This window comes from Planococcus antarcticus DSM 14505 (genome assembly GCF_001687565.2).
Taxonomy (GTDB): Bacteria; Bacillota; Bacilli; order Bacillales_A; family Planococcaceae; genus Planococcus; species Planococcus antarcticus.
Genome location: NZ_CP016534.2, coordinates 1,873,624 through 1,899,861 on the forward strand (window position 1 = coordinate 1,873,624; position 26,238 = coordinate 1,899,861).

The following is a 26,238-nucleotide window of genomic DNA, read 5'->3' on the forward strand; positions in this document are numbered from 1 at the left end:
GTCCATGTTTGACCAGACAGCAGGGAGCTATGTCATCGACTTGTTGAAAGAATGGGGTGTTGACCATATCTACGGAATGCCGGGAGACTCCATCAATGAATTTATGGAAGAGTTGCGAAAAGAAGAACAAATCCGTTTTATCCAGATTCGCCACGAAGAAACCGGTGCGCTCGCAGCATCCGCTTATTCAAAATTGACCGGCAAGATTGGCGTCTGTTTGTCCATTGCGGGTCCCGGAGCGGTTCATCTGCAGAACGGTCTGTATGACGCGAAAAAAGACAAGACGCCTGTGTTGGCGATTGTTGGACAAGTCAGCAGCGATTTGGTTGGCACGGACAGTTTCCAGGAGCTGAAGTTGGAATCGCTGTTCGGGGAAGTGGCCGTCTACAACCGACGCGTCCAAAAGGCGGAACAATTACCGGATATGCTAAACCAAGCCATCCGGACCGCTTATGCCGAAAAAGGGCCGGCGGTGCTGATTGTCTCCGATGACTTGTTTGGCACCAAAATCAAGCGGGACAAAGCACTGACGTCTCCGGCTTATGCCACACCGAATATCCGAGCAGGAGAAGAAGATTTGCAGTGTGCGCTGACACTGCTACAGGCTGCGAAAAAACCGGTGATTTTAGCTGGTAAAGGCGCAGCTGGCGGCACGAAGGAATTGCTGGCATTCACGGAAAAACTGAAAGCGCCGCTCATTGCCTCATTTCCGTCAAAAGGATTGATTCCTGACGATCACCCGCACAACCTCGGACAATTGGGGCAGCTCGGGACCGATCCGGCCGAACAAGCGATGAAGGAAACGGATTTGTTGATCTTAGCAGGGACAGCTTTTCCGTACCGCGAGTATTTGCCTGACGACGTGCCGGCCATTCAAATTGATGTCGATCCAAAAGTCATCGGCAAGTATTATCCGGTACTCGTCGGACTGGTCGGGGAATTAGCGCCGGCTGCGGCTTGGCTGACGGAACATTTAAACGAGAAGGAAGATGCGTTCCTATTGAAGTATCAGGAGAAACGCAAGGAATGGCATAATACCCTGAAACGCGACATGGCCAAAGAAACCGAGCTTCTCCAGCCTCAGCAGGTTATCGCGGAAGTGCAAAATGTCCTGGAGCGGGACGCTGTGGTATCGCTTGATGTCGGCAGTGTGACGCTTTGGCAGCGCGTTACCTGCAGCTGACCCAGCAGCAACTCGTCGTCTCAGCGTGGCTCGGTACCATGGGCTGCGGATTACCCGGAGCGATTGCCGGAAAACTGGCCTATCCGGACAAACAGGTCGTGTCACTGCTCGGCGACGGGGGCTTTTCCATGGGCATGCAAGACTTTGTTACTGCAGTAAAATACGACTTGCCGATGATCCTGGTCATTTTCAACAACCAGAAAATTCAGCTGATCGAACACGAACAGGAAGAAATGGGCAACAAAGCGACACAAACCGATTTGGCAAACATCGACTTTGCAGTGTTTGCTCAGGCTTGTGGCGGAGAAGGCTATACCGCTAAGACCCGCAGTGAACTGACAGATGCCCTGGCAAAAGCTAAGGTTAGTCGGAAACCGGTGGTTATTGACGCTTACGTCGAAGACAGTGCCCCGCCTTCTTAATAAAAACAACGCAAAAGGCGACCGGTTTTTAGCCGATCGCCTTTTTTCTTATGGTCGTATCTTAAATTGAGTGGAAAGATCATGCAGTTCCGCTGGCAAGGGGCGGCCGAAATAATAGCCTTGACCTTCATCGCAATGTGCCCCTTGCAGGAAGGTCAATTGCGTTTTGTCTTCAATGCCTTCTGCTACGACCGTCATGTTCAGTTGGTGTGCGAGTGAAATGATGGTGGCGGTAATAGTTTTTCCGTTTAGGTCTTTACTGATGTCTTCGATAAAACTGCGGTCAATTTTGACACGGTCAAACGAGAATTGCCGCAAATAGCTGAGGGACGTGTAACCGGTGCCGAAATCGTCAATGGACATCGAGACGCCTAATTCTTTCAAGCTTTGCAAACTATATTTGAGAAGATCGGTGTCTACCAATAAAATACTTTCGGTCACTTCCAGTTCCAGCCACTTTGCGCTCAGTCCGGTTTCTTGCAGGATTGCTTTGACGGTCTGGACGAAATTCGGCTGCTGCAACTGAATGGTGGAAATGTTGACACAGATTTTAATGGGCGGATAGGCCTGATCCTGCCAGGCTTTGTTCTGCGCGCAGGCGGTGTGCAGGACCCAGCGGCCGATGGAGACGATTTGTCCACTTTCCTCCGACACCGGAATAAAGGAATCCGGCGGTACTAAGCCCAGTTCTGGATGGTTCCAGCGGATCAAGGCCTCCATGGCACTCAACTGACCGCTCTTTAAATCTGTAATGGGTTGATAATGAAGAACCATCTCCTGTTTCGTGATGGCTGACTTTAGTTCTCTTTCAATGGTCAGTCGATAAGCAGACTGTTGATCCAGTTCTTCGGAATAAATCGTGTACTGATTGGTCTTGTACTTTTTTGTATAATACATAGCGGCGTCTGCTTTCTTGATCAACCCATCGGCGGTTTCTTCCGGTCCGATGCTGAAGGCGATGCCGATGCTTGCCGAGATGGATACGGAATGGCCGAGTGCTTCAAAGGATTTTGCCAAAGCTTCATTCAACCGTTCAGCAAGATCTAACACTTGCGGGGGGGCGAGGTCGGGCAGCAGCACCGCAAATTCATCACCTGCAAACCGTCCCACTGTCCCGCTCTGTTCGACATGGTCCAGAAGTCGTTGCGCGATGTCCTTTAAAAATTCGTCGCCGAACTGGTGGCCGAACGAATCATTGATGAATTTAAAGCGATCCAAATTCAGGAACAGCACAGTGGGTTGTGTTTTTTCATAGCAGGATTTTTCAATTGCTTGTTTGACTCGGTCTTCGAATAATTTACGGTTCGGCAACCGGGTCAGCGGGTCGAAAAACACCAGCTCTTCCATCAGTTTTTTGTAGTTTATTTCAGCGGTGATGTCTTTGGCAATGCCGTAAGCGCCTATGATGCTTCCACCTGCTTTCATGGGGAAATTGGTCACCAGCATATTCCGCCTGTCCCCATCTTTTCGGATAATGGTGATTTCGTAGGTCTCAGTAATGCCATTTAGAGCATTGCTAAAGTGAAGCAGGGCGGTAGGCAAATCTTGTGCAACAATCATAGGCGTAAAAGTTAATTGAAGAATTTCTGCAATTGAATAGCCGGATAGAGTTTCACACCCCAAATTGGCCGTTTTAAAATTTCCTTCTATATCGAAAGTGAAGACAGCGTCCGGATTGTAGGCGAAAAGAGAATTCAGCCGCTCCTCATTCTCTTTTAACTGCAGATTGGCCGTCACTTCGGATGTAATGTCAATAACGGTTCCGAACAGGACGTTTTTACCTTGCCATTGCTTTTTAGTCGAATGGATTTCAACATGGCGCAACTGTCCATCACTCCTAAATGCTCTGACACGATAGCGCGCATAAATGTTTTGAGCGTCGTAGTCAGTCGAAATTCGTGTTTGAATGATAGGCAGATCCTCCGGATGAATTAAGTTCTCCGGGGTAATGCTGCCACTCAGCAGTTCGCTTTGGCCGTAACCCACTAGTTCACAGAAATGCCGATTCACATAGGAATAAGACCCACCACTCACGATATACATGCTGACAGGCCCCTGATGAATCATCCCATCAAATAGATCCTCATACAGAGAGTCATCCGATGGAGACTGCCCACATATTAGAGAGTTTTTCAAGTTGCTTTTACCATTTTTCACTAATCTGGCCTCCTGGTGACTTGTATTAATGACTTCCAAAAGCTGCTCGTTTACAGCTGAGTAAATACCTGTCGTTCCTTACAACAATATGCTTTCTTGTTATGTATGTTAAAGTAATCTTCAAACGAATGCCATTTATATTTTATATTAACAAATAAGGATTTTTTAATATAAGTTCGAATTTATCGTTTGGATGCCAACCGATAATACCTAGGTGTAGCCCCGACAGCTTTCTTAAATGCAGCATGGAACTGCGTATCGCTTTTATAACCGATTGCAGCCGCAATGGAACCCACCGAACTTCCGGTAGTACTCAGCAGCCGTTTTGCTGTGTCCATGCGGCAGAAAATGATGTATTGGAGGGGACTCATGCCGGTGTGCTGCTTAAAGAGGCGCGCCAACTGATATTTGTCCAAGCTGAACTCATCGGCAAGGTTTTCTAGCGTCAGAGAGCGGCAATGATTTTCTTCCATAAAGTGTTTGACCTTCCGGATAGTTTCTGCGAAATTGCGGTAGTCAATGGAACTACGGCTATCTCCGAAGCGGCTTAGCAGAGCTACTATCATTTCAATCAGGTGATGGACCATCTGTTTGGAATCTGCCTGTGGATGATCAGTTTCCTGATGCAACTGGACAAACAGCGCTTCCAATCCCGTAAGGTCGCTTATTGGGATGACAGGCGGCAATTCAGCCTCAGGAGCATGCTCTGTCGAAAGATTTCGGATAAAAGACAGCCGATAACCGTTTTGCTGTTCTGCAGCGGTATACTTTAGTTCGTGCCAGGAACCTGGCTGGATGAACAAAACTGTACCCGAAGAGACTTTGTAGGTTTTAGTGTCAATTGTGCAATGGACGTTTCCTTCCAACACTAACAGCAATTCCATGGTTTCGGGGTGACGGTGGAGCGGTTGCTGTTGTGAGTGTCCTTGTGGATACGAAAAAGACTGGATGGCATGAAATACGAAAGAAAAGGGTGTAGAGTCTGGAACATTAGGCAAGAAGATCACTCATTTCTGTTTTCTTCTATTTTATCAAGAATTAATAAGATTTTTTGTATAATACCGGTAGTTTTTTTCCAACAGGCAGAGTGTATCACAAGAATTAATAGGAAATATCATCAGTAAGTTGTAATAGCTGTCTATCTTCAGTGTCAAAAAGGGGTATTTTCAGTATGAATATTCTGTTAATTATATTAGAATCGAAGAGAAGAAGCGAATAAAGGTGAGATTCGGTCGCATAGAATCTACCCTGAGAAAGCGGGTGAAAAATCATGAAAGAACTGTGGATCAACTTGCCGGTTAAGGATTTAAACAAATCAAGAGTGTTTTTCGAAGACATCGGATTTAAGTTCCTGAAGCAACGAGGGGACAACGATCAACTGGTCGGTTTAGTCATCGGCAATCATCAAGTGCAAGTCATGCTGTTTCCAGATGAGACGTTCAAAGGCTTTACGCAAAACGCATTGACGGACACGAATCAATCGACAGAAGTGTTATTTTCGATTTCAGTAGATACAAAAGAAGAACTTGATGAAATCATCGGAAAAGTAAAACAAGCAGCCGGTTTCGTATTTGGCAAACCATCAGAACGGAATGGATTGTACGGCGCAGGATTTGCGGATTTGGACGGACACCGATGGAATTTGCTAGTGATGTGATTAAATGAAGTTTGTTGTATGACAAGTTAACTAAAGTTCATATGCAGAATTGATTTGCTGAAGAATTTTCCGGTGAGAAAAAATTCTTCAGCAAATCAATCCAGTAATAAGTTCTGCAGAAATACACAGCGATGCACAGAAAACACGCCATAAACAGAAATCCTTGAAATGAGCCAAAACAGAAAAAAAAAACAGTTTCGTCTCACTGTCTTAAGTATACTTATTAAGTGAAACGATACTTCCGATAATATATATTATGTAAACTAAAAAGAAATTTCAAGAATTGCAGCTTTACTTCGACTTAGTGCTCTTATCTTCTATCGCTCCAATCTTTCTTTTTCCTTCAAACATTTGAAGCTTCTACTGCTTAACGTAAATGTGCTTTATTCACGTTTAACTTTTTCTAGCTTTTTCTTATCAGCTGGTTCATCCATTACACGCTGAGTAAAATATTCATAGGACACGCCACTGATCTTCGAATGAATATAAAAAACACCCATCAATCTGCTGAATGTCACTTTGGTTTATAACCCTTAACCTTGTATCCAGACGTGTCTTGTTCGACAAAGCTTTAAATACATCCAACTCATTTAAATTATCCATACCCGGATTGACGCATCGAATTTGTTCGATACGTCAATCAAGAGCCATCGAGAAAATTCGAAATCAACCTCTTTTGATGGCAATCAGTTTTAGCAATAATACTTCACAATAGATATCGTGGCATCCATCTTCCGTCGAGTTTATACAGAAAAAAAAGCATAGGAAGGAAACTTACTTTCCCAAGCTCAATATCCCCTACTTAGGTATGTATAATATGCTGTCAATAATTTTTTGCATTTCCACATGTTCTCTACCGTACCCGTAACTTTTTCTTCTTTAGTTTCTACTGAAAAGTGTGTTGGAAATTTATCTGTAGCACTTGTGATAGTTACGGCCCAAACCATTCCTGTTTTGTCTTCACGTCCAGAAACAGAAACTACCATTCTGTTCATGTCCTTTAGTTGGTGAAAAGTCCATCATAATAATGTCTTCAGTTTTGTATTTCGCCATCAAAATCCTCCACTCGTGAATAATATGCGCCTTCTTAGAAGAGAAGGCGCTAAACAATGTTGCTTCTTACCAGATTTACTTGCCTACCGGCTCATCGTCCCAATCAAACTGGATTCTTGGCTGATTGTCGTCGTAGCCTTCAAATAGCTAGTCAAAAGGAGATCGTTTTACTACCGGCTTTCAAGCGATTTCGCTTCCGTTTACTTGTACACCAAAAGAAACGTCTTTAAAGTTTGCTATGCCAATTTGTTCAAGTAAATCTTTCGATAGTCGGATGCCTTGGCTGTTACCCCATTTCTAAAGCTTAACCTCTGCGACTGCCATATACTTCACCCTCTTATGTTTTTTAGCGTTGTATGCATGACCTATACGATAGGTCATGCATACGTAGTGTTGTTCCAGTTCTTTTTTGACCCTAACATAAACACAAGTAGAATCTTTCATTGTCTTCTCTAGTTCTTCTTTTGAATAATGCCTGTACATTTCCTTTTCAGGAGTTAAGTACAGGCAAAGAGTTTTTAATTTTTGATGGACTTCGCTTTATCCTAGAAGACTGGGATACATGCTTTTCTAGGTGGTGCTTCGCTTCATATCGCGTATCGCCTGAATGGACAACCTGACGAGCAGGATAACACACAGGAACAATCCGGTATAGGCGGCTGTATTCAAGTAAACAGCGTAGGCGGTATTGATGAACTGTGCAATGGCTAGTAGGGCTGCCGATATTAGCCCGAAAGTGATCCCAGAAAACAATAACACAAACCGAGAGAACAGTTGAAGGACAAAGTTGGCATTGTGCTTATCGGAGAAAACGTCATGATGGAGTATCATCTTACCGCCTTCGATGCGTTGAATCAACTGATCGGCTCGTTTCGGCAATTTCATCAGTTCCGGAATCAGTAGCGCCAGTTCTTCTTCAATTTTCTGCTTTGTTTCGCGTGGTTCTTTGAATGGTTTTTTCAAGACAGCGGTCTTGTATTTTTTCGCAAAGACCTTGGCTTCAGTGAACATATCGAATTTCGGGTCGATGGTATGCAGCGTGCTATCTAAACTGATCAAGGAGCGCAACGCCATTCCGACAGAAGGGTAAAACGCCAAGCCGAATTCTCGGACGATATCAAACATGGAGTGGATCAGTTCTTCAGTCTGAATCTTGTCGACGTAGGAGATCTTCAACAGCAATTGCCCAACCGCTTGTTCGAGCTTTTGGCGATCAATCTGGCTATTGTCTTCCACCAATGCGTTGATGGCGTCACAAATGACCTCCGCGTCATTTTGTTGGACACCGATGATGAAGAGGTTCAATCCGTCTTGCTGTGGAGCAGCAAGACGTCCGACAGCACCAAAATCCAGCAGAATGGGCTGTCCATCTTGTTCATCGATAAAGATATTGCCGGGATGCGGATCGGCATGAAAAATTCCAGAAAACAGCATTTGTTCGAAAAAGGAAAACAATACGATACGTCCAAACTCTTTTGGGCCGACTTGAAAGTGATCAAAAACTGCTTGTCCCCGTGAAACGCTTTTTCCTTTAAAATACTGCATGACAATCAGGTTGGCGTTACTGTACTCCCGGTAAACATGTGGTATTTTAACGGGGTAATCACTTTTTTTCAGCGCGTTGGCAACTTGGATGGTGTTGCGGGTTTCAATTTCAAAATTGATTTCTTCACGCAGACCATTAGCAAAGCCGATAGCCAGTTCGCGGAAGCCAATATTTTCGGCCCATTTTGATTTGCTGGCGACCCAATCGGCGAACTCAACGAGGATATCCAAATCATTGCGCATGCTACCTTTGACTTCAGGACGCAGCAATTTAACCACGACGTCTTCCTGTGTTTTTCTTAGGACAGCCTGGTGTACTTGGCCAATAGAACCGGCAGCCAGCGGATCCATATTGAATTCCGAAAAAACGTCTTCCACACTCGTTGATAAAGAGTTCTTTAAAATTAATGTGACTTGGTCACTTGTCAGCGGTTTGACATCTTGCTGCAGTGTCTCGAGTTCTTCGATGAAGACCGGGGAAAAAAGCTCGGTGCGCGTGGACAACACTTGCCCAAATTTGATGAAGATTCCTCCACTTTGCTCCAGCGTATCCCGGAAAGCGATAGCGAAATCCCGGTTACTTTCCCGGTGCCTCGCATAGCGAATGGTACGAGAAAAGCCGTTCCTGACAGCGATTTCCAAAACTTGGCTCAGCCGCTTCTGGCGCCGCCACCGATGTCTAAGCCGCTGGATGATAAATTTTTGACCAGTGATGCGCTCGCCGCGCTCCCCGAGCTCAATTGGATCGAACAACTCAAAGAAGAGATAAAACAACATCGAAATCAACAGCATGCTGCCAATCCAGATGATGGCACTGGCGTCAGCGACTGCAAAGCCAATGTTTTCAGTTAAAAAATCCGTATAGCGTAAATAAGAATACCAATAAACGAAAGTCGTTAAACTGACTCCCAACAGGACAGAAAGGATTCTTTTGGTGAAATTGATCTTAGAACCCATCAAACGACCGCTTACGTAATAAATAAATAAGACCACTGCCAGCAGTTCCAGTAACATAATCAAAAAGTTCATGGAAGACATCCTCCTCTCGCCACCAGTCCACACCAGCTAAGAACCGGTTTAATTTCTTCAGTATACCAAAATTTTGCTATATATTCTTGAAACACTCAGTGTAACAGCATCTGATTCATATGTACCGGTCATCACTTCAATTTGATAGTATCAGCCATATTTTTAATGAGGTCGAGCAGGACGACCGGATAAAGCGTCGTTTCTTGAAGCGATAACTCTTCCAAGCTGACCCACTTTGCTGTGGTTTTTTTGCCTGCTCCGGTAACCACGAAGTAATCTCGTTCCAAAAGGTGACGTTCTTCAAATTCGACTTCGTAAATAAGCGTGATTTCATGAAAGGTTTGCTCTTTCAGCGCGTAGATATTCTCCAGTACATTTAAGGAGCGCACGATTTGAATATCGGCACCAATTTCCTCTTTGAATTCTCTCTTCAGCGCATTAGCGGAAGGTTCCCAAAGCTCGATGGTTCCGCCCAATGGCCAGTAAAAGGGCCCCTCTCCGGTTTGAATGAGCAGTAAATAACGGACTGTCCCCGTCTTAAGACTCACAAAGCATTGGCTCTTGGCCGCAAATGTCGGCTTTTTCTATCGTCATAGTCTGCAACGACAGATGAAACAATATGAATGGTGTCCCATTCTCTTTCTGGAAACTGGATGATCGGATAAATTTTTTGAAAAATCTGGCGATCAATATCGCTTGGGTGCAGGCCTTCTTCGTAAAGCTGGACGATGTTTTGCTGAAGCGTTTCCAAGTGCTGCAATTTCTGTTCCAGCAAAGCACGACCATTTTCCAGAAAACCTGCATGGCTGCAGAACACCGACTGAAATGGCAAAGCCAATAAGGTCCGTAGCGATGCCGCAAGGAGCGGGACTGATTCACTTTTCATCATGACACGCGTTTTTTGTGACACAAATAGGTCTCCAGTAAACAAGCGCCCCGAACTCTCGTGAAACAAAGTTACATGGTCTTCTGCATGTCCTGGTGCATGAATGACCTGCCACTCGAGTGTACGTGAGCGGATGCGGTCACCAAGCGGCTGTGTTTTAATTGCTTTTCGATTTCCCCACGTAATCTTGCGGTAGTCTGGATATTCGCCATCTTCTTTAAGTATCTCCGTGCCGAGCGGATGAATAAAAAACGGAACCTCCCGATCTCGCTGTAACCATGCTGCATTTCCAGTGTGATCTTCATGATGATGCGTGAGAACCACCTGATCGAATGAATGACCATTGAAAAAACCAACCAACTCTTCTTGCAGTTTTTCTGCTCCAGTATCGATCAGCATGCCGTCAACCAGATAGACAAATATTTTGTTGCGGGTTTCTTCGAGAATCCCTTCCACACACAGCACGTGTTCTTTTTCATAGACCTTGATCGTGTACCATTCCCCCATAATTAATAATGAAGTACCTGCCCTTTTCTTTCATGATACAGAATTTTACAGTTTGCAGCCGCAAAAAGTTATAATTTGATTTCTATTTATATCGAACCAATACTATGCCTAATGAGATTCTGCAAACCAGACACGCTCTCTGAAGGTCTCTTGGACATCGTTGCGTTGCTAACGCAGACTTCTCCATTGTTTACTCCATATCTTCTAGTAAAATAGTAAAAGATAAATGGTCACTTTTTCGCGTTGCCTTAATGCTGGCAAGTCCATGGGCTACTGGAGCCATTCTCAAAGCGGCTATAAAGCCTTGTAAAAGCTATGTTCATTAGTTCAATTCTTATAAAGTATAGACTCAAAGATTTTAAGGTTGTTTAATGTATTCTCTATAAGTTTTTTGGATTTTTTTAGTAGATGCGTTTTTGATTTTATTCAATGATCCTTAAGTAGAATGTTACATATTTAATGAAAACGAGCTTTATATATAGAATTGAACTAAATCCGCTATAAATTCTTTTGTCTGTTGTTGGTTTTTAAGGATGACCACTTTTCCAGGGGCTGGTTCCAACCGAACATTTTCCTCAGCATCGAGAAACTGGGCTTGTAATTGGACCGCTCCTTCCCCATCTTTTGTTTCAAGTACCGGGAAACAAACCTCAACGTCCTCATGTGATGCTGAAAAAAATTGTCCATCTCTACTAGACTCAACCCTCCTGACGTCTGCGCCACCCTGTCGCTGCCAGACAAAATTATCCGTTTCAAAATGCGGAATCTCCAAAAGTGCTGACAGCTTGCGTGCCAATGTGGTCTTACCGCTCCCCACTGAACCGATGATGTAAATCTTCATGATTCCGCAGCCATTGCAACCCGCTCCATCAGATCCTCCACTTCCTGCTTGCTACTGTTTTGCTGATCGAGTTTCAGTAAGGTCCGTCCGAATAAATTAGCGCCTGCATTGGAGCCACTGTAAACGAAAAGCGTTTTTTCGTCGTCTATCCGTGTCAGTGCAAAGCTCAAGGAGATTTTGAATAGCCCAGCCGCCACGAACCCGATATCTTTGCGTTTTTGCTCCGGCGAATCCTCATAGGCAGTAATTTCCATGACATAGCTGACCAAACGGTTGCCCATCCGGTTCTGCTGCGCATATTTCGACCCAACTTGATTTGGCGGTCCTTTAACCAATTGATGTTTTTCCAACTGTGGCATAATGGTCTGCAGCTGCTCATCCGAAAACAATGCCCATACTTTGTCAATGGACGCATTAATTACACATTGCTCATTCCAATAGACCATTTCGTCTTCCCCCTGTCTTACAATTTCAACGCTTCATCTCTTACCCGCTCCATGAAAGCCGTGACAGTTTGCAGGCGGGTCTTTTTGCTGCCTGACAGCAGCATCGCCTTGCCCATCAGTCCTTTGCCTTTGTTGACCCCTTCATAAATGAACCTCGTGCGGTTTTCGTCTTCTTTCAGCAGCGTAAACGAATAAAACACCCCGAAGCTCTGACCCATATCGAATTGGGTCTGTTTAAGCTTGCTGTCCGGTAGGTCTTCATAGCCCACCGTCTCGATGATATAGGTTTGCAGCTGGGTGCCTTCATGATAACTTTGGGCATGCTTGGCACCCAGCTGGTCATTGCTATTTTCTAGCAGGATATGCTCTTCCACTTTCGGCATCAATAGTTTGATGTTGTCATCTTTGAACAAACTCCAGACTTTTTCGATCGATGCACCAATCACCATTTCCTCTTTCCATTTAACCATGGCTGCTCCTCCTCTGTAACTAACGGACTCTCTGTCATTATCCCATGAGTGCAACTAACATTCACGTCCAATTGCTTCAGTCTGAGGAAAAGACCGACAGTTAAAGGCGCTTGACTAGTCCGAGTTTTGTAGCTGCTTGAATTAATCGGCAGCATGTCTATAATGAAGAATGGAACGGAGTGGTGCAATGAAGACCTCGACAATATTGATTTTATTTATCCTTGCGATGCAATTGATCACTGCAGTAAATGCCTTGATTTTTGATGGCGGGCTGGGGGATCTCGTCTTTTGGTTCAACTCGGCTTTGTTTATGGGAGCGTTGGCAGTTTATGTCTACCGCATGGATAAAGACAAAGCAGCGACAGCGAAAAAATAAAAAGCAGCAGGGCGTTTTCCGCCCCTGCTGCTTTTTCAGTTCAAAACTTATCGTTCACTCATCGATTTCTCCAAGTGGCTGACCTGATTATAATTTCGAATGATCCAATTGTTTTCGTCAAAATGAATGTGGCTGAGACAGGCATTCAGCAGACGAGTTTTTCCGGACCCGATTTCACCGTCCGACAACTTCCCAAGGATGGCATTGATGACGCCGCCGTGGGAGACCAGCAATACGCGTTTATCCAGGTAACAGTCATTGATGATTTCCAGACCGGTTGCGAGTCGTTCGCTGAAGGAGCCATTGTCTTCCTGATTCGGATAATGCCGGTCAGGAAAAGTAAAGGCCCGCTCTTTAAAGGTTAATCCTTCCGCGTCACCAAAATGCTTTTCCACAAACTCGTCCATTTCGACGAATGGCAGTCCCAATGTTTCATTGATGATTTCAGCGGTTTGCCGTGCACGCTGAAGCGGACTTGTAATGATCAGATCCCAATCAGAGGCTGTTAAATACGCCCCGCATTGCCTTGCCTGCTGTGTGCCGGCAGCATTCAAGGGGATATCAGTTTTCCCTTGGATTTTCCCTAATGCATTCCAATCCGTTTCGCCGTGGCGAATCAGGCAGACGATGGTCATATTTAGTCACCCCTTTATCCTTCTATTATAGATTATTACTATTTTTTCATTTTACCACAAAAAGGTATCCTACTCACTTGAAAAGTCCGTCAGATAGTCTTTAAAGAGGACGTCTGTCAATCAGTTAAATTGCTATCAGAATTCTGAAACAAACAGTCGATTCTACTCTTCTCACGTGTTACGACATCTCCGTTCAATCACCACTTCCAAACGCTTTTTCACCAGAGAATCGACAAAGCAGTATTAAATGTGAATGTCTTACTTGTCTATACTCATATAGTAGCTTATTTGCTGTTTTTGAATTTTTCGTTGATATCCTTATGTAAATAATTACATTTAAAACTTTACCCCCGCTTTCCCCATTACTATTCTTTTTGTAAGAAAAACCCCTACTTTTTAATAGGGGCAATAACTACCTATTCATCATTCTTTTATTTGGATCATAAAGGTAGTCAGTTCTTTTACTTTTTCACTATGTTCCGTTTCCATCACGTAAAAATCACAATAAGAATATATTTTCTGCTCGCCCGCTAATCCATTCTTTTTCATGGTACCTTTGACTGCCGCTTCTCCATTGGTAGCAACAGAAAGTTCGATGCTGAAATCCACATCTCGATAGCCATCCTCGACACCAAATGCTGCATCGAGGAAAGCCTGTTTCCCTGTGATTGACTGTGAACCGACGATAGTCCATACAACATTCTCTGAAATGTGCTCTTCGATGAATTGTCGGTCTCCTTGAAAAAAAGCACGATTAAAATGACAGAAAAAATCTGTATTTTTTGCTACGCTCATTACTAGCCGCTCCTTCCAGTCGTCATTTCCTATCGCCAGTTTAAGCTTCTGCTGATGATTTTGAAAACATTCTGCAGCTTTTTGCTTGGTCATTTCCTGAGAAACCGAGCAACTGCCGTCATGCCCGATTCCATCCAAAAAAACACTGTTACCAGATTACTTCACTTCTTCCTTCTCGATTGTCTTAATAATGGGCTCGGCACCGCTGTTCTAACTGTAGTATTCAATACCCATTTCCGATTAAGATCAGTCGTGAAACCCGTTTTCTGCAAGATTTATTTTTATGTTTCTGCGAATAGGCGCAAAAAAACCGCTCCAGGTGTTTTTTCCTGAAGCGGGTACAGATTATGAGGCTAATGCCACACGTTTTTTTAAAGAGCCGACAACGAGTGCAGTAACAACGGCACCTGCCAAAATGGCCAAAACATATAGCAAGATGCTAGAAATTCCTCCGTCGACAAGTCCGATGACGAAAATGCCGCCATGCGGTGCACGCAGTCCGATGTCAAACAGCATGACCAAGGCACCAGTAACTGCCGCTCCAGCGACTGAAGCCGGAATGACGCGCGCTGGATCGGCTGCAGCGAATGGGATGACGCCTTCAGTAATAAAGCAGGCACCAAGCACGTACGCCGTTTTGCCGGCTTCACGTTCCGGTTTGCTGAACTTGTTTTTAAACAAGCTTGTAGCAATTGCTAAGCCGAGCGGAGGAACCATCCCTGCCGCCATAACCGTAGCCATGAAATTGAAGTTTTGCGCGTCCAACATCGCAATGCCAAATGTATAGGCTGCTTTATTGATGGGACCGCCCATATCGATCGCCATCATCCCCCCAAGAAGCAAGCCGACAAGCACTAAATTCGTACCGCCAAGACTTTCAAGGAATGTAGAAATGCCCGTATAGACTCTAGTAAGCTGTGGATTGACAAGCATCATAACGATACCGGTGATGGCAATGGCAAAGACCGGGTAGAACAAAACGGGTTTCAAGCCTTCTAGGGAGTTCGGCAAACCGGAAAAGGCTTTTTTAACCAACAGCGTTACGTAACCGGCAAGGAAACCGGCGATCAATCCGCCAAGGAAACCGGAACCGCCGCTTGCTTCTTCAACACCGGTGACGGTGATGGCAATCAAACCGCCGATCATACCCGGTGCAAATCCGGGACGGTCGGCAATACTCATGGCGATAAAGCCGGCAAGTACTGGAACCATCAGGAAGAAGGCATTGGCGCCGCCGATGGTGTTGAGCATGGCAGCAAATTCATTGTATTCAGGACTGTCGGGATTCCCGGCATTAATACCCCAGAAAAACGAGATGGCAATGAGAATACCGCCACCGACAACAAACGGCAACATATTCGATACACCGTTCATCAAGTGCTTGTAGAACCCACCTTTAGTTTCTCCTGTATCCGCTTCGTCTGTTGATTTGTCGTGCTTATACGTCGGTGCGTCACCCGTAACGGCACGATTTAATAAGTTATCCGTTTCGTAGATTGCTTTGCCGACCGCTGTTTGAATGACCGGCTTGCCGTCAAAACGGCTCATTTCCACTTTGGTGTCTGCCGCTACGATGATGGCATCCGCTCCGGCAATGTCTTCAGCAGTCAACTGGTTTTTCACGCCGCTCGAGCCGTTGGTTTCCACTTTCAAAGCGATCCCCAACTCCTTAGCGCGTTCATTCAGTTTTTCAGCGGCCATGTAAGTATGCGCAATGCCCGTCGGACAAGCGGTGACCGCCAGAATTTTCTTTTGTGCGCTGTCAGCAGGACTGCTTTCAGCTTCTGGTTCATCCATAGAAGACTCTTTATCAGATACCACTTGCAGTACTTCCTGCTTCGACTTAGCGGCAAGGATGTTCGTGCGGAACTGTTCGTCCATCAAGAACGTAGCCAAGCGTGACAGCGCCTCCAAATGATCGTCATTGGCGCCTTCACTGGCCGCGATCATGAAGAATAAATTAGCTGGCTGACCGTCAAGTGATTCAAAATCCAGCCCGTCGAGCGCACGGCCAAAGGCAATAGCCGGTGACTTGACTGCTGCGGACTTGGCATGAGGTATCGCAATGCCGTCCCCAATGCCGGTCGTGCTTTGGCTTTCGCGCTCCATAATAGCTGCAGTGAATGCGCGTTTGTCTGATAATTTTCCGGCCCGGTCAAGTTGCGACGCTAGTTCTTCAAGCACTTCTTGTTTTGTTGTGGCTGAAAGGTTCAGGATAATGGTTTGTTCTGTTAATAGTTGAGTGATTTTCATTTTGTCACATCCTTTTCTTTGAATGGATAAATCTCTACTTGATCAAGCAACAGCTCAACGTCTTCTTTGCGGCATAAATCTGAACGAAAAGCGGTCGCACTGCCGCTCGCGACACCATAGCGGAATGCTAGCGCTGGATCTTGGTGCGCCGCATACGATGCAATAAAGCCAGACACCAGCGAATCCCCAGAGCCGACCGTATTGACGACAGTTCCTTGTGGTGCTTTCGCGATGAGCGCAATATCTTTTGTTACCAGCAACGCCCCGTCGCCTCCCATGGAGACGATAACGTGCTGTGTACCTTTTGCTACTAATTTACTGGCATAACGATAAGCAGCAACCAAACTGCTAATTTCCACATTAAACAACTCACCTAATTCTTGTTGATTGGGTTTAGCCAAGAACACCGACGTTGTCAACAGGCTTTCCAGTGCAGGACCCGATGTGTCGAGTACGAATCGAACTTGATTGGCTTGGCAAATTTCTGCTAGTTCTAAAAAATATTCTGTCGCTATAGAGTGTGGCAGACTGCCCGCTAACACAAACCAGTCATCTTTGTTCATCAAGCGAACTTTTTCAGTCAATACTGCTAGTTGCTCAGCTGTCAATTTAGGACCAGGGCCGTTCAGCTCGGTTTCTTCGTCCGCTTTAATTTTGACGTTGATGCGGGTGATTTCAGTTGTTTCAATAAAATCGGTAGCGACGCCTTCAGTTTTCAAAAACTCTTCTATATAGTGTCCTGTAAAACCCCCAGCATAGCCAAGCGCCTGATTGGAAACGCCCAGCCGCTTCAAGACACGGGAAACATTGATGCCTTTTCCGCCGGGATAATAATAGACCTCTTCAGAGCGGTTCAGTTTCCCACTTTCAAATTCGGGTACATATACTGTGTAATCGATGGACGGTGTAATCGTGCAGGTGTATATCATGGTGTCACGACCTTTACTATTGTCTTTTTTTGGAGCCTGGCATTGGCTTCTTCGGTAATTTCATCTACAATTAGAGTGGCACGACCCAAATCCATAATCTTGGCGAAACTGATTTTATTGGCTTTGGAATGATCAGCAAGCGCATAGGTTTTTCGCGCCAAAGAACTGGCTAACTCTTTAACCGCTGCTTCTTCTGGATCTGGTGTCGTGTAGCCATAGTCTGGATGGAAGCCGTTGATGCCGAGAAAGCAGACATCAAACCGGTAGTTCTGCAACGCTTGAATCGTATGGGAACCAACAAAGGCACCCGTTCGCGGCTTCATTAATCCACCGGTCAAATAGGTGGTAATGCCCTGCTCGTTAAGGGCTTCGACGAGTGTCAGGCAGTTGGTGACGACCACCAAATCCTTATCTTTTAGAAACGGAATCAGTTGGAATGTCGTGGTGCCGGCATCTAGGAACACACTGTCTCCTCGTTGAACGAGCGAGGACGCATATTCCGCTATCCTGATTTTCTCTTCTAGAAACCGTGTGGATTTGTCCATTATGCTGGGTTCCATCAGATTCCGCCCTGGCAAAATCGCGCCGCCGAAAACGCGTTCGAGTTTTTGCGATTGCTCGAGATCGGTCAAATCCCTTCGGATCGTTGATTCCGATGCACCCGTCGATTCCACCAGTTCTTGTATTTTGACTGTCTGTTTTTCTTCCAGCAGCCCTAAAATATAGGCATGCCGTTCGTTGGTCAGCAAGTTATCACCTTCTATTTAATAGAGTAAAAGTTCTGTTAAATAGATAATACTTGAAATCGCTTCCACAATCAATCATAATCGTTCATAAGCAATCAAAAAACGTCATTTTTTATTTCTTTTCACTCAAAAACCGTCACATTCGGTCAGCGAATGAACAAAAATGATTGCACCCACTAAAGGAGGAAACTAATCATGGTCGAAAAACAATTTACAATTACAGATGAAGCAGGAATGCACGCACGTCCGGCATCCGCATTAGTTGGAGCGGTGTCAAAATTCAAGTCAGACATTACGATTGAACACAAAGGCAAAAAAGTAAACTTGAAATCCATTTTGGGCGTCATGTCTTTAGGCGTTCCTAGCGGTTCAGTGGTCACCATTGCAGCTGATGGAGAAGACGAGAACGAAGCAATCGAAAAAGCAGCTGACGTAATGAATACAGAAGGGATTTCAACCCAATGACACAAACAATGTCCGGAATAGCAGCATCGAATGGAATAGCCATCGCTAAAGCTTTTCGCTTAGAGAATCCGGAATTGAATGTGGACAAGCGGACGATTTCGGATGTCGACAGCGAATTGGAGCGATTGACATCGGCTTTGGACAAATCAGTTGCCGAACTTGAAGTGATTCAAAAGAAAACAGCAGAACAAATCAGTGACAAGGAAGCAGCGATTTTCGGTGCCCACTTGTTGGTCTTAAGCGACCCTGAACTGGTCGGTCCAATTACAGAGCGAATCACTGCAGACAATGTCAATGCGGAATTTGCACTGCAGGAAACGACAGATATGTTCATCTCCATGTTCGAAGAGATGGACAATGACTACATGAAAGAACGCGCCGCGGATATCCGTGACGTCAGAAAACGTGTACTTGCCCACTTGCTCGGTGTCAGCATCCAAAGCCCAAGTATGATTTCAGATGAAGTGATCATCATTGCGGAAGATTTGACTCCTTCTGATACGGTTCAGTTAAACGCCCAGTTCGTCAAAGGCTTTATCACCGATATCGGCGGGCGCACCTCCCACTCGGCGATTCTTGCGCGTACGCTGGAAATCCCGGCCGTGGTCGGCGCCAAAACTGCGATGACGGACATTCAGAATGGCACCATCGTCATTGTGGACGGTTTGGACGGGACGATTTTAATTGCTCCTGAAGACAGTGTCATCGAAGAATACAAAAACAAACAACTGGCTTATGCCCAGCAAAAAGTGGAATGGGCCGTCTTGAAAAACGAAGCGACCGTTTCCGCTGACGGACAAGCCGTTGAAATCGGCGCCAATATCGGCACGCCAAAAGACATTGCTGGTGTCCTCGATAACGGCGGTGAAGCAATCGGCTTGTATCGTACCGAGTTCCTTTACATGGGACGGGACCAGTTCCCAACAGAAGACGAACAAGTCGAAGCTTATGCCGCAGTTTTAAAAGGCATGCAAGGCAAACCGACCGTAGTCCGTACATTAGACATCGGCGGCGACAAAGAGCTGTCCTACCTGGATCTGCCGAAAGAACTAAACCCTTTTCTTGGCCTTCGCGCAATCCGCCTATGCCTGGAAATGCCGGATATGTTCAGAACGCAATTGCGTGCCTTGCTGCGCGCCAGCGTCCATGGAAACTTAAAAATCATGTTTCCGATGATTGCAACACTGGATGAATTCCGAGAGGCGAAAGCCCTGCTACTGGAAGAAAAAGCGAAGCTGCAGGCTGAAGGCGCCGAAGTCAGTGAATCGATCGAAGTCGGTATTATGGTCGAGATTCCATCGACGGCTGTCATGGCCGATACGTTTGCCAAAGAAGTCGATTTCTTTTCTATTGGTACCAATGACTTGATCCAATACACGATGGCCGCGGACCGCATGAACGAAAGCGTGTCGTATTTGTACCAGCCATTCAATCCGGCTATTTTGCGCCTGGTCAAAATGGTAATCGATGCCTCTCATCTTGAAGGCAAATGGACAGGCATGTGCGGTGAAATGGCAGGAGACGAAATTGCCATTCCGATCCTTCTAGGTCTAGGTCTGGATGAGTTTTCAATGAGTGCTTCATCGATTCTCAAAGCCCGTTCACAGATCAGCAAGCTTTCCAAAGCTGAAATGGCACAGCATACAGACCGCATTCTGGCACTAAGCAATTCACAGGAAGTTGAAGACTACGTTACGAAATTATCCGCTAAATAAACAAAAAACGAGCCGAGGGAACTTTTCCCCGGCTCGTTTTTCTATGGATCAAAATGGATTGGTTGCCCACTGGCTGGAAGTTGGAATAAAAATTCGTGGATGCAGCTTCAGTTGCGCTACCATATATTCTGCTAAATCTTCAGGCTGCATGAATTTTTCCTTTTGCTGATCTGTTTCGCCTTCTTTAAACGTCAACTCCGTTACCACTCGGCTTGGCGTCAAAGCAAAGACTCGAATGTTGTGCTTGCGGACTTCCTGTGACAAAGATTCGGTCATTCCGAGCACTCCGAACTTGGAAGCACTATAGGCGCTCGAGCCGGCTGTTCCCCGCAAACCTGAACTTGAAGAAATGTTGATAATGTCTCCCCCGTTCTTTTTAATCATTTGCGGCAGCACGGTTCTGGTGACATAATACATACCCATCAAATTAACATCGATGACCCGTTTCCAGTCTTCTGGATCTAACTCCAAAAATGGGCCGTATGTTCCAATGCCTGCATTATTAATCAAAATATCAGCAGTCCCGAGTTCGTTCGTCAATTTTTCGATAGCCGCTTCCACTTGTGCCAAATCAGATACATCCGCCACTGCGAAAGATGCGCGGCCGCGCAATGATTTGATTTCTGCGGTGAGCTTCACTAAATCCGCTTCCGTTCGTGCAATCAGGCCGACGTTAACACCTTCATTTGCCAAAGCAAGTGCTGTCGCACGCCCAATCCCTTTTCCCGCTCCTGTTATAAAAGCCGTTTTTTCTGTCAATAATTGCATAACTAAAAATTCCACCTCTCATTGATTGCTTTTATTCATTTGACGCTCTGACAATTTTGCTAAAGTGAAAAATGACGTTTTTCCAACTGTATACTTTTTCTTTACCCTTAAGAGATGAATAGATAAACAGCGATGTTGAAATCACTTGCATCATGGTCAAGGTCGAAATTAGAATGAATAGTCCAGTTTGCTCATTCATTAAACATAATAATGAATGAGTTATTTTGAATAACTGTAAATTTCTCCACATTCATTCAATAGGTAGATCGACTTTCCTGCAGCAATTTATTATTCGACCCCATTGAATAACGAACATTATTATTCAGTTATCGGAACCTTCTTTTTTTCCGTTCTGTGCTGTGTTTTCGTATTGCTCTTTCTGCTGGCCCTTTTGACCTTCGGCTTCGAAGTCCGGAAACTGCTGCTCAGGGGTGCCAGTAAATTCTTCTTTGTCCTTTTCTTCGCTCTTGTTCTTTTTTTCATTATCCAGCATTCCGTTTCACCCCTTTTGACTGTTGTTACCCATAGATTACCCTCTCTTGATTTCTTTAATCCAGCATAAGAAAGTTCATTGATCAAATTTTTCATTGCCTACAAGAATAAACCTGTTCAACTGCACAGGTTTATTCTTGTTTCGATAGCCTATCCATTATCCCCATGGCACTGACCTGCATATCCAGCCGAATATACGGATAAACTTCATGATCGTCCGGCACATCTTGTGTTCTCAAATAAGCCTGGATTCGGTCAAACAAACGATCCGCCAATTGACTGGACTCCAAGTGAGTGGCAAAAGCGTCCCGTCCTTCATCAACGAACACTTTTAACCATTCCCCAGACATGCGCAGTGCCCGCTCGGGTTGGTCCGTTTTGCTGAAATGGCCGTAATAGATGGTATCTAGCTTTGCAGCAGACATCCGTTCAATTGCATGTTGCATAGCCTCTGGATTGAATTGATTAGGAGATGTGGAAGGCAGATACAAGTCAATGCCTTCCCTCACCAATTGGTCATAGCGGATGCCCACCGTGTCCCCTGCAAATATGCCGTTACTGACAGGATCGTAAATGCTGAAATGGTGATTGGCATGACCTGGTGTATTCCAGAATTCCAACGTACAACCAGGGCCGATTTCCAGCCGGTCTCCTTCTGTCTTGATGAGCAGACGCTCTTCTGGAATAGCGACAATCGGATCGAACAATCGATCAAACTGGTCTCCGTAAACCATCCGCGCTCCCGCAGTCAAACGGCTCGGATCCGCCAGATGCCGGGCGCCTTTCGGATGAACCACCACTGTTGCGTTCGGACAATCCGAACGCAACAGGCCTGCTCCTCCGGAATGATCCAAATGGACATGGGTGACGATTATGTATTTGACGTCTTCGAGCGTATAGCCTAAAGCGGCCAACCCTTTTTTGACATATTTGACAGACGGGCTCGGTCCGGTATCTATTAGCGTTAGTTCTTTCTCCCCGATGACGTAAGTGCCGGTTCGTTCCGGCAGCCCCAAATCGAACCCATCGATCAGGTGCAGGCGTTCAGTTAAGCGAATCGGTTGCTTGTCTTTCACTCTATCCATCCCCTTTGCTTTTTGAACAGCCAATGATCGTACAATAACTTGCCTCGCAATTGGTCATATTAAGAATAGTCTACCACTTTGCTGATAGCTTAGACGTTTTTTTGGTAAAGTCCTCACTGGATAATAGACATTCTTCACAAGCTGCTTCGGCCCTAGTCATTCAGCTAGCAGACATAGGATATTCGAGCCAGTTGTCGGGCTTGACTAGCATCGCCTCTGTCAGGGTGCACATCGAAGGGATATCATTAAAATCCACGATGGTGACTGAAAGGAAATTACCGGCTGTGCAGCTTGTATATTCTATGTCTTATACAAGCTGGACTAAAGAAACCAGCTTGTATTCATCGCTCCGCTCCGCCCAGCCCATGGACGCTCCCGGCGCTGAGAATTTTATTAAGCCAGAAGAAAGCCTATGTCTTTTCACTGTTCCCACAAAAAACAGAAGGCAAAACAAAGAAGACTCGCGAGGGAAAGCGCAGCAGCCAATGCGTTTACGTGAAAAGTCCACTTGAGCGTATCGCCCGGGTTTGTTCGGTGCAAGCCTTCAACAGCAGACGAAAATCGATAATTCAACTCAGGTAGCATCATTTCACTATCCGATTAACCGGAAGATAATGAACTGATAATTTTTGCAATTTGAAAAAATAATGCGTACTGTTATGAGGAATAAGAGATGCATAGATTTGCGAACAGGAGGAATCAGAAATGTCCCCATCAATTGCAACACCACGCCTATGGACAAAAGTGCAGGTTAAAGCATCACTTCCGCAAAGAGGCTCAGACAGCCATAAAGGAAGCTATGGAACCGCTTTATTGATTGCCGGAACGAAAGAAATGCCAGGCGCTGCGTTGCTTGCGGGGCTCGGCACGATGAGAAGCGGTGTCGGTAAACTGGTCATTGCGACAGAAGCTCAAGCGATGGCGATGATTGTCCAACGGCTGCCGGAAGCAACCTACCTACAGAACGGCTTGCAGCAGATCGCTGAAAAGCAGGTGACGGTCGATTCCTACCGCGCAGCAGCCATCGGACCTGGCACCAATCCGGACGCTTTGATGGAAGATGCCATAGAGGTTCTTCTCGGAAGCGGGCTTCCGGTCATTCTGGATGCTGGTGCTTTAAGTAAACGCACTTATCCCGACCGTGAAGCACCGATCATTCTAACGCCACATCCTGCTGAATTTTCCCGCATCACCGGTGTTGAAGTGGAAACGCTGCAGGAAAACAGGGTTCAATATGCCAAAGTCTGGGCCAAGAAATTAGGCGTCGCTATTGTATTAAAAGGCCAAAAAACCATCGTGGCGTTTCCGGATGGAGAAGTTTGGGCAAACCCGACCGGCAACAGCGCGCTTGCTAAAGGCGGCACCGGTGACACTTTGACCGGCATGATGCTCGGCATGCTGTGCTGTCATACCGATTGGAAACACGCGGTGCTAAACGCGGTCCATCTTCACGGAGCTTGTGCCGACGAATGGACCAAGCATCGCTCTCCACATACCCTGCTAGCACATGAATTAACCAATCTATTGCCGGGGGTTTGGGCAGGATTTGAAGCGTAAAATCCATCAAAAAACCGGCAGGATTTTTTCCTGGCCGGTTTTCATTGGTTCATTCATTAAAATTTATGGTCTTCCATTATTTTCCCCAGCAAGGCCTCACAGCCCTCATCAATCAGTTGGTAGGTTTCCTGAAAGTCATCAGTAAAATAAGGGTCCGGGACATCTTTCAGGTGATCGGTCAGATCCAGGAACCGAAAGATCTTCGGGTGATCTGGCTGTCCCAGCATGGAGCGGATGTCGTCAATATTCGTTCGGTCCATGCCGATGATGTAGTCAAATTTATCAAAATCGCTCCTTTGCAGCTGACGCCCTGTCAAGCCGTCGGACGAGATGTCGTAATCATTCAATATTTTTAGTGTCCCGGGGTGCGGGTTTTTGCCGATATGCCAGTTTCCCGTTCCGGCCGAGTCCACCGCTACTTTTTCGGACAAGCCTTCTTGAAATAACTGCTCGCGCAAAACTGCTTCTGCCATCGGAGATCTGCAAATATTCCCAAGGCACACAAACAACACCTGAATCATATCAAGCACTCCTTTTTATCGATCGGATAGTCATGTTCACACCTTGCCATCGAGCTCTCCCGACTTTATAAAAGCAATTATAGCATTCTACGCTGAATTTCAGCAGCAAGGGCTTTGTTTCCATCCTTAAACCAGCTAATGAACGAAAATGGGTTTAGTGGATGCTCAGTGCGGAATACTAAGAACATACAGCGAAAGCCAGGAATCGATTATGGATACACAAATCCAGGCATTGCCGTCTACACAGACAAAAGTTAACAAAGCGACACCTGACCACATCAATCAAAAAATCGAACGTGAAACTGAAGCTCGCATTAACACGTTTAAACGCCAAGAATCCCGAGCGATTAAGGAACGCATTTCAGCGCTGGATCACGAATGGGATACGGAACGTGTGCTTGAAGTCACAATGGCTACTCTCTTACTGTCCTCTTCGGTCCTGACACTTACAGCTAGTAAAAAATGGGCATTGTTAAGTAGCACCGTCAGTTTCTTTATGCTGCAGCACGCGTTACAGGGCTGGTGCCCCCCACTTTCTTTGATCCGTCGAAAAGGAGTCCGTACGGCAAGCGAAATCAAACTTGAAAAACAAGCGTTGGAAAATCTATTACAAGATGAACATTACCCTGTTTGATTGAAAAATGACAAAACGGCTTGTCCCATCTAGATAAGGCAAGCCGTTTTTATACCGGTATTCAGATCTTGAAATGTCGTTTACCGGTCGGTTTATTGCGTACTAACTTTCCTTTGTAAATAACCCATAGCAAATAAAGGATACCGATGATGTTCAATGAAAACAAAATGACCTGGTAAGAAGTCAGAGCGCTATGCATCATAGTTTCTGTATAGCGGATGCAATTCATTGAAAAAATCAATACCGGCAACCATAACCAGTTATTAGAAATTGACTGTTCCTCCCTTTTTTAAGAGCGACCGGCTTTTCTGCGAAAGCTTCTAATCATCTCAACGTCTAATTCTATCAAAAAAACAGGATAAATAAAGAGTTTTTTATTTCGCTGTATTTATCAGAGAAAATTACTATAGAAAAAAGCAGGCTACTGGAGCCTGCTTTTTTCTATTCGACTGTGACTACAGTTTGAATGTCTTCTTTTCGGTTTTCTCTGGCCTTGCCATAGAACAGCACAACGACGATGGCGGTCAGGACCAAACCGATAATAATCATTTTAAAAATACCAATATTCCTTCCATCAATCCTTCTGCGAGTGGCAAGTTGGGATTGCTGTAGGTCTTGATATTTTCCGCAGGATCAGCAGAGGCATTTTTCAATACATGGTTCATGTTATCAATAATGACAATTTCTGCTTTGTCATTAACCTGTCGAAGCAGTTCTGCATCTCTTATGGGTACCTGCAAGTCAGTGGTCCCACCTATAAGCAGGACAGGAATATCGAGTTTGGCCAGTTCTGTCTGGGGGTCATAGGCTAGTCAAGAAATCAAGTAAGGTTGAACTGACGGCCGAAAGACGCTGGCCAGTTCTGTGCTGACTTGCTCTACAGTCTGTCCTTTTTTCAATTCGGCAATGATTTCCCCCGACTCGGCCAGTAGGTTTTCGTTTAGCTGCTCGTACAACTGCTCCATCAGAACTTCATCGATCGCACGACCTGGACCCGCTATTGAAACGAACGACGAGGCTTTTTGACGTTCGGCCGCTATCATACCGATCAGCGATCCTTCACTGTGGCCG

27 protein-coding genes are annotated in these 26,238 nt (G+C 45.4%); 8 read left to right on the forward strand and 19 right to left on the reverse strand.

The features are described from left to right. The first annotated feature begins 4 nt into the window (after positions 1-4). Positions 5-1,183, forward strand: a complete 1,179-nt coding sequence (locus BBH88_RS09370) for a thiamine pyrophosphate-binding protein (protein ID WP_238323445.1) — start codon at positions 5-7, stop codon at positions 1,181-1,183. Further along, positions 1,159-1,605 (forward strand): thiamine pyrophosphate-dependent enzyme, encoded by a 447-nt coding sequence (locus tag BBH88_RS19645; RefSeq protein ID WP_238323446.1) that lies wholly within the window; start codon positions 1,159-1,161, stop codon positions 1,603-1,605. The genes BBH88_RS09370 and BBH88_RS19645 overlap by 25 nt, the downstream gene beginning before the upstream one ends. Positions 1,606-1,653: 48 nt before the next feature. Here the strand turns inward: BBH88_RS19645 and BBH88_RS09375 are convergent, their stop codons facing one another. Both BBH88_RS09375 and BBH88_RS09380 read right to left on the reverse strand, forming a co-directional pair. Next, positions 1,654-3,762, reverse strand: coding sequence for a sensor domain-containing protein (locus BBH88_RS09375; protein WP_065536892.1), 2,109 nt, complete (start codon positions 3,760-3,762; stop codon positions 1,654-1,656). Between the two features lie 182 nt (positions 3,763-3,944). Then, the gene (locus BBH88_RS09380) at positions 3,945-4,760 is read right to left on the reverse strand and encodes a helix-turn-helix transcriptional regulator (RefSeq protein WP_065537380.1); all 816 of its coding nucleotides are present in this window, start codon (positions 4,758-4,760) and stop codon (positions 3,945-3,947) included. Between the two features lie 272 nt (positions 4,761-5,032). On the opposite strand from BBH88_RS09380, the gene BBH88_RS09385 reads away from it, so the two are divergent. After that, positions 5,033-5,419 carry a VOC family protein gene (locus tag BBH88_RS09385; RefSeq protein ID WP_006829576.1) on the forward strand — a complete coding sequence of 129 codons (387 nt, stop codon included), beginning with the start codon at positions 5,033-5,035 and terminating at the stop codon, positions 5,417-5,419. A gap of 1,623 nt (positions 5,420-7,042) precedes the next feature. Here the strand turns inward: BBH88_RS09385 and BBH88_RS09395 are convergent. From BBH88_RS09395 to BBH88_RS09420, 6 genes are all read right to left on the reverse strand, one after another. After that, positions 7,043-9,046 carry an ABC1 kinase family protein gene (locus tag BBH88_RS09395; protein ID WP_065536891.1) on the reverse strand — a complete coding sequence of 668 codons (2,004 nt, stop codon included), beginning with the start codon at positions 9,044-9,046 and terminating at the stop codon, positions 7,043-7,045. Between the two features lie 131 nt (positions 9,047-9,177). Beyond that, a complete protein-coding gene (locus BBH88_RS09400; RefSeq protein ID WP_065536890.1) occupies positions 9,178-9,594 on the reverse strand; it encodes an NUDIX hydrolase in 417 nt (138 codons plus the stop codon). Continuing rightward, positions 9,591-10,439, reverse strand: coding sequence for an MBL fold metallo-hydrolase (locus BBH88_RS09405; protein ID WP_065536889.1), 849 nt, complete (start codon positions 10,437-10,439; stop codon positions 9,591-9,593). Before BBH88_RS09405 ends, BBH88_RS09400 begins: the two co-directional genes overlap by 4 nt. Before the next feature lie 472 nt (positions 10,440-10,911). Next, on the reverse strand, positions 10,912-11,280 hold the full coding sequence (locus BBH88_RS09410; protein ID WP_006829580.1) for a shikimate kinase: 369 nt from the start codon (positions 11,278-11,280) through the stop codon (positions 10,912-10,914). Beyond that, positions 11,277-11,726, reverse strand: a complete 450-nt coding sequence (locus BBH88_RS09415) for an SRPBCC family protein (protein WP_006829581.1) — start codon at positions 11,724-11,726, stop codon at positions 11,277-11,279. Before BBH88_RS09415 ends, BBH88_RS09410 begins: the two co-directional genes overlap by 4 nt. 17 nt (positions 11,727-11,743) lie before the next feature. Continuing rightward, positions 11,744-12,196: an SRPBCC family protein gene (locus tag BBH88_RS09420; RefSeq protein ID WP_006829582.1), complete on the reverse strand. Its 453-nt coding sequence runs from the start codon at positions 12,194-12,196 to the stop codon at positions 11,744-11,746. Between the two features lie 187 nt (positions 12,197-12,383). Between BBH88_RS09420 and BBH88_RS09425 the strand changes: the two genes are divergently transcribed. Further along, the gene (locus BBH88_RS09425; protein WP_006829583.1) at positions 12,384-12,572 is read left to right on the forward strand and encodes a hypothetical protein; all 189 of its coding nucleotides are present in this window, start codon (positions 12,384-12,386) and stop codon (positions 12,570-12,572) included. A gap of 47 nt (positions 12,573-12,619) precedes the next feature. Here BBH88_RS09425 and BBH88_RS09430 read toward each other — a convergent pair whose 3' ends face one another. The 5 genes from BBH88_RS09430 to BBH88_RS09450 form a co-directional block, all read right to left on the reverse strand. Continuing rightward, the gene (locus tag BBH88_RS09430; RefSeq protein ID WP_006829584.1) at positions 12,620-13,207 is read right to left on the reverse strand and encodes a histidine phosphatase family protein; all 588 of its coding nucleotides are present in this window, start codon (positions 13,205-13,207) and stop codon (positions 12,620-12,622) included. Between the two features lie 423 nt (positions 13,208-13,630). Further along, entirely contained in the window at positions 13,631-14,002 is a 372-nt protein-coding gene (locus tag BBH88_RS09435; RefSeq protein ID WP_154669142.1) for a nuclear transport factor 2 family protein, read from the reverse strand. Positions 14,003-14,347: 345 nt separating this feature from the next. Beyond that, positions 14,348-16,255, reverse strand: a complete 1,908-nt coding sequence (locus BBH88_RS09440; protein ID WP_065536888.1) for a PTS fructose transporter subunit IIABC — start codon at positions 16,253-16,255, stop codon at positions 14,348-14,350. Next, positions 16,252-17,184: a 1-phosphofructokinase gene (pfkB, locus tag BBH88_RS09445; protein WP_065536887.1), complete on the reverse strand. Its 933-nt coding sequence runs from the start codon at positions 17,182-17,184 to the stop codon at positions 16,252-16,254. Before pfkB ends, BBH88_RS09440 begins: the two co-directional genes overlap by 4 nt. Beyond that, positions 17,181-17,933 (reverse strand): DeoR/GlpR family DNA-binding transcription regulator, encoded by a 753-nt coding sequence (locus BBH88_RS09450; protein WP_065536886.1) that lies wholly within the window; start codon positions 17,931-17,933, stop codon positions 17,181-17,183. The genes pfkB and BBH88_RS09450 overlap by 4 nt, the downstream gene beginning before the upstream one ends. Before the next feature lie 192 nt (positions 17,934-18,125). On the opposite strand from BBH88_RS09450, the gene BBH88_RS09455 reads away from it, so the two are divergent. Together BBH88_RS09455 and ptsP are read left to right on the forward strand one after the other, a co-directional pair. Further along, positions 18,126-18,395, forward strand: a complete 270-nt coding sequence (locus BBH88_RS09455; RefSeq protein ID WP_006829589.1) for a phosphocarrier protein HPr — start codon at positions 18,126-18,128, stop codon at positions 18,393-18,395. Further along, positions 18,392-20,110, forward strand: coding sequence for a phosphoenolpyruvate--protein phosphotransferase (ptsP, locus tag BBH88_RS09460; protein WP_006829590.1), 1,719 nt, complete (start codon positions 18,392-18,394; stop codon positions 20,108-20,110). The genes BBH88_RS09455 and ptsP overlap by 4 nt, the downstream gene beginning before the upstream one ends. Before the next feature lie 48 nt (positions 20,111-20,158). On the opposite strand, the gene BBH88_RS09465 is transcribed toward ptsP, so the two are convergent. The 3 genes from BBH88_RS09465 to BBH88_RS09470 form a co-directional block, all read right to left on the reverse strand. Then, on the reverse strand, positions 20,159-20,878 hold the full coding sequence (locus BBH88_RS09465; RefSeq protein WP_006829591.1) for a 3-ketoacyl-ACP reductase: 720 nt from the start codon (positions 20,876-20,878) through the stop codon (positions 20,159-20,161). Positions 20,879-21,200: 322 nt separating this feature from the next. Next, the gene (locus BBH88_RS19195) at positions 21,201-21,371 is read right to left on the reverse strand and encodes a hypothetical protein (protein WP_154669143.1); all 171 of its coding nucleotides are present in this window, start codon (positions 21,369-21,371) and stop codon (positions 21,201-21,203) included. Positions 21,372-21,501: 130 nt separating this feature from the next. After that, positions 21,502-22,446 carry an MBL fold metallo-hydrolase gene (locus BBH88_RS09470; protein ID WP_006829592.1) on the reverse strand — a complete coding sequence of 315 codons (945 nt, stop codon included), beginning with the start codon at positions 22,444-22,446 and terminating at the stop codon, positions 21,502-21,504. A 714-nt stretch (positions 22,447-23,160) separates the two neighbouring features. Between BBH88_RS09470 and BBH88_RS09475 the strand changes: the two genes are divergently transcribed. Further along, a complete protein-coding gene (locus BBH88_RS09475; protein ID WP_006829593.1) occupies positions 23,161-24,012 on the forward strand; it encodes an NAD(P)H-hydrate dehydratase in 852 nt (283 codons plus the stop codon). A 56-nt stretch (positions 24,013-24,068) separates the two neighbouring features. Here the strand turns inward: BBH88_RS09475 and BBH88_RS09480 are convergent, their stop codons facing one another. After that, positions 24,069-24,533 carry a low molecular weight protein-tyrosine-phosphatase gene (locus BBH88_RS09480; protein ID WP_006829594.1) on the reverse strand — a complete coding sequence of 155 codons (465 nt, stop codon included), beginning with the start codon at positions 24,531-24,533 and terminating at the stop codon, positions 24,069-24,071. Between the two features lie 211 nt (positions 24,534-24,744). On the opposite strand from BBH88_RS09480, the gene BBH88_RS09485 reads away from it, so the two are divergent. After that, positions 24,745-25,167: a YgaP-like transmembrane domain gene (locus BBH88_RS09485; protein ID WP_006829595.1), complete on the forward strand. Its 423-nt coding sequence runs from the start codon at positions 24,745-24,747 to the stop codon at positions 25,165-25,167. Between the two features lie 545 nt (positions 25,168-25,712). On the opposite strand, the gene BBH88_RS18875 is transcribed toward BBH88_RS09485, so the two are convergent. Both BBH88_RS18875 and BBH88_RS18880 read right to left on the reverse strand, forming a co-directional pair. Beyond that, positions 25,713-25,907 carry a hypothetical protein gene (locus tag BBH88_RS18875; RefSeq protein WP_006829596.1) on the reverse strand — a complete coding sequence of 65 codons (195 nt, stop codon included), beginning with the start codon at positions 25,905-25,907 and terminating at the stop codon, positions 25,713-25,715. Positions 25,908-25,979: 72 nt separating this feature from the next. Next, the gene (locus BBH88_RS18880; protein WP_006829597.1) at positions 25,980-26,210 is read right to left on the reverse strand and encodes a hypothetical protein; all 231 of its coding nucleotides are present in this window, start codon (positions 26,208-26,210) and stop codon (positions 25,980-25,982) included. Between the last annotated feature and the right edge of the window lie 28 nt (positions 26,211-26,238).

What these genes read in the sequence shown, in the direction of transcription:
- BBH88_RS09370 (WP_238323445.1), top strand. Translation starts at nt 5, where the DNA reads ATGTTTGACCAGACAGCAGGGAGCTATGTCATCGACTTGTTGAAAGAA.
- BBH88_RS09385 (WP_006829576.1), top strand. Translation starts at nt 5,033, where the DNA reads ATGAAAGAACTGTGGATCAACTTGCCGGTTAAGGATTTAAACAAATCA.
- BBH88_RS09395 (WP_065536891.1), bottom strand. Translation starts at nt 9,046, where the DNA reads ATGAACTTTTTGATTATGTTACTGGAACTGCTGGCAGTGGTCTTATTT.
- BBH88_RS09405 (WP_065536889.1), bottom strand. Translation starts at nt 10,439, where the DNA reads ATGGGGGAATGGTACACGATCAAGGTCTATGAAAAAGAACACGTGCTG.
- BBH88_RS09410 (WP_006829580.1), bottom strand. Translation starts at nt 11,280, where the DNA reads ATGAAGATTTACATCATCGGTTCAGTGGGGAGCGGTAAGACCACATTG.
- BBH88_RS09415 (WP_006829581.1), bottom strand. Translation starts at nt 11,726, where the DNA reads ATGGTCTATTGGAATGAGCAATGTGTAATTAATGCGTCCATTGACAAA.
- BBH88_RS09420 (WP_006829582.1), bottom strand. Translation starts at nt 12,196, where the DNA reads ATGGTTAAATGGAAAGAGGAAATGGTGATTGGTGCATCGATCGAAAAA.
- BBH88_RS09425 (WP_006829583.1), top strand. Translation starts at nt 12,384, where the DNA reads ATGAAGACCTCGACAATATTGATTTTATTTATCCTTGCGATGCAATTG.
- BBH88_RS09430 (WP_006829584.1), bottom strand. Translation starts at nt 13,207, where the DNA reads ATGACCATCGTCTGCCTGATTCGCCACGGCGAAACGGATTGGAATGCA.
- BBH88_RS09435 (WP_154669142.1), bottom strand. Translation starts at nt 14,002, where the DNA reads ATGAGCGTAGCAAAAAATACAGATTTTTTCTGTCATTTTAATCGTGCT.
- BBH88_RS09440 (WP_065536888.1), bottom strand. Translation starts at nt 16,255, where the DNA reads ATGAAAATCACTCAACTATTAACAGAACAAACCATTATCCTGAACCTT.
- pfkB (WP_065536887.1), bottom strand. Translation starts at nt 17,184, where the DNA reads ATGATATACACCTGCACGATTACACCGTCCATCGATTACACAGTATAT.
- BBH88_RS09455 (WP_006829589.1), top strand. Translation starts at nt 18,126, where the DNA reads ATGGTCGAAAAACAATTTACAATTACAGATGAAGCAGGAATGCACGCA.
- ptsP (WP_006829590.1), top strand. Translation starts at nt 18,392, where the DNA reads ATGACACAAACAATGTCCGGAATAGCAGCATCGAATGGAATAGCCATC.
- BBH88_RS09465 (WP_006829591.1), bottom strand. Translation starts at nt 20,878, where the DNA reads ATGCAATTATTGACAGAAAAAACGGCTTTTATAACAGGAGCGGGAAAA.
- BBH88_RS19195 (WP_154669143.1), bottom strand. Translation starts at nt 21,371, where the DNA reads ATGCTGGATAATGAAAAAAAGAACAAGAGCGAAGAAAAGGACAAAGAA.
- BBH88_RS09475 (WP_006829593.1), top strand. Translation starts at nt 23,161, where the DNA reads ATGTCCCCATCAATTGCAACACCACGCCTATGGACAAAAGTGCAGGTT.
- BBH88_RS09480 (WP_006829594.1), bottom strand. Translation starts at nt 24,533, where the DNA reads ATGATTCAGGTGTTGTTTGTGTGCCTTGGGAATATTTGCAGATCTCCG.
- BBH88_RS09485 (WP_006829595.1), top strand. Translation starts at nt 24,745, where the DNA reads ATGGATACACAAATCCAGGCATTGCCGTCTACACAGACAAAAGTTAAC.
- BBH88_RS18880 (WP_006829597.1), bottom strand. Translation starts at nt 26,210, where the DNA reads ATGATAGCGGCCGAACGTCAAAAAGCCTCGTCGTTCGTTTCAATAGCG.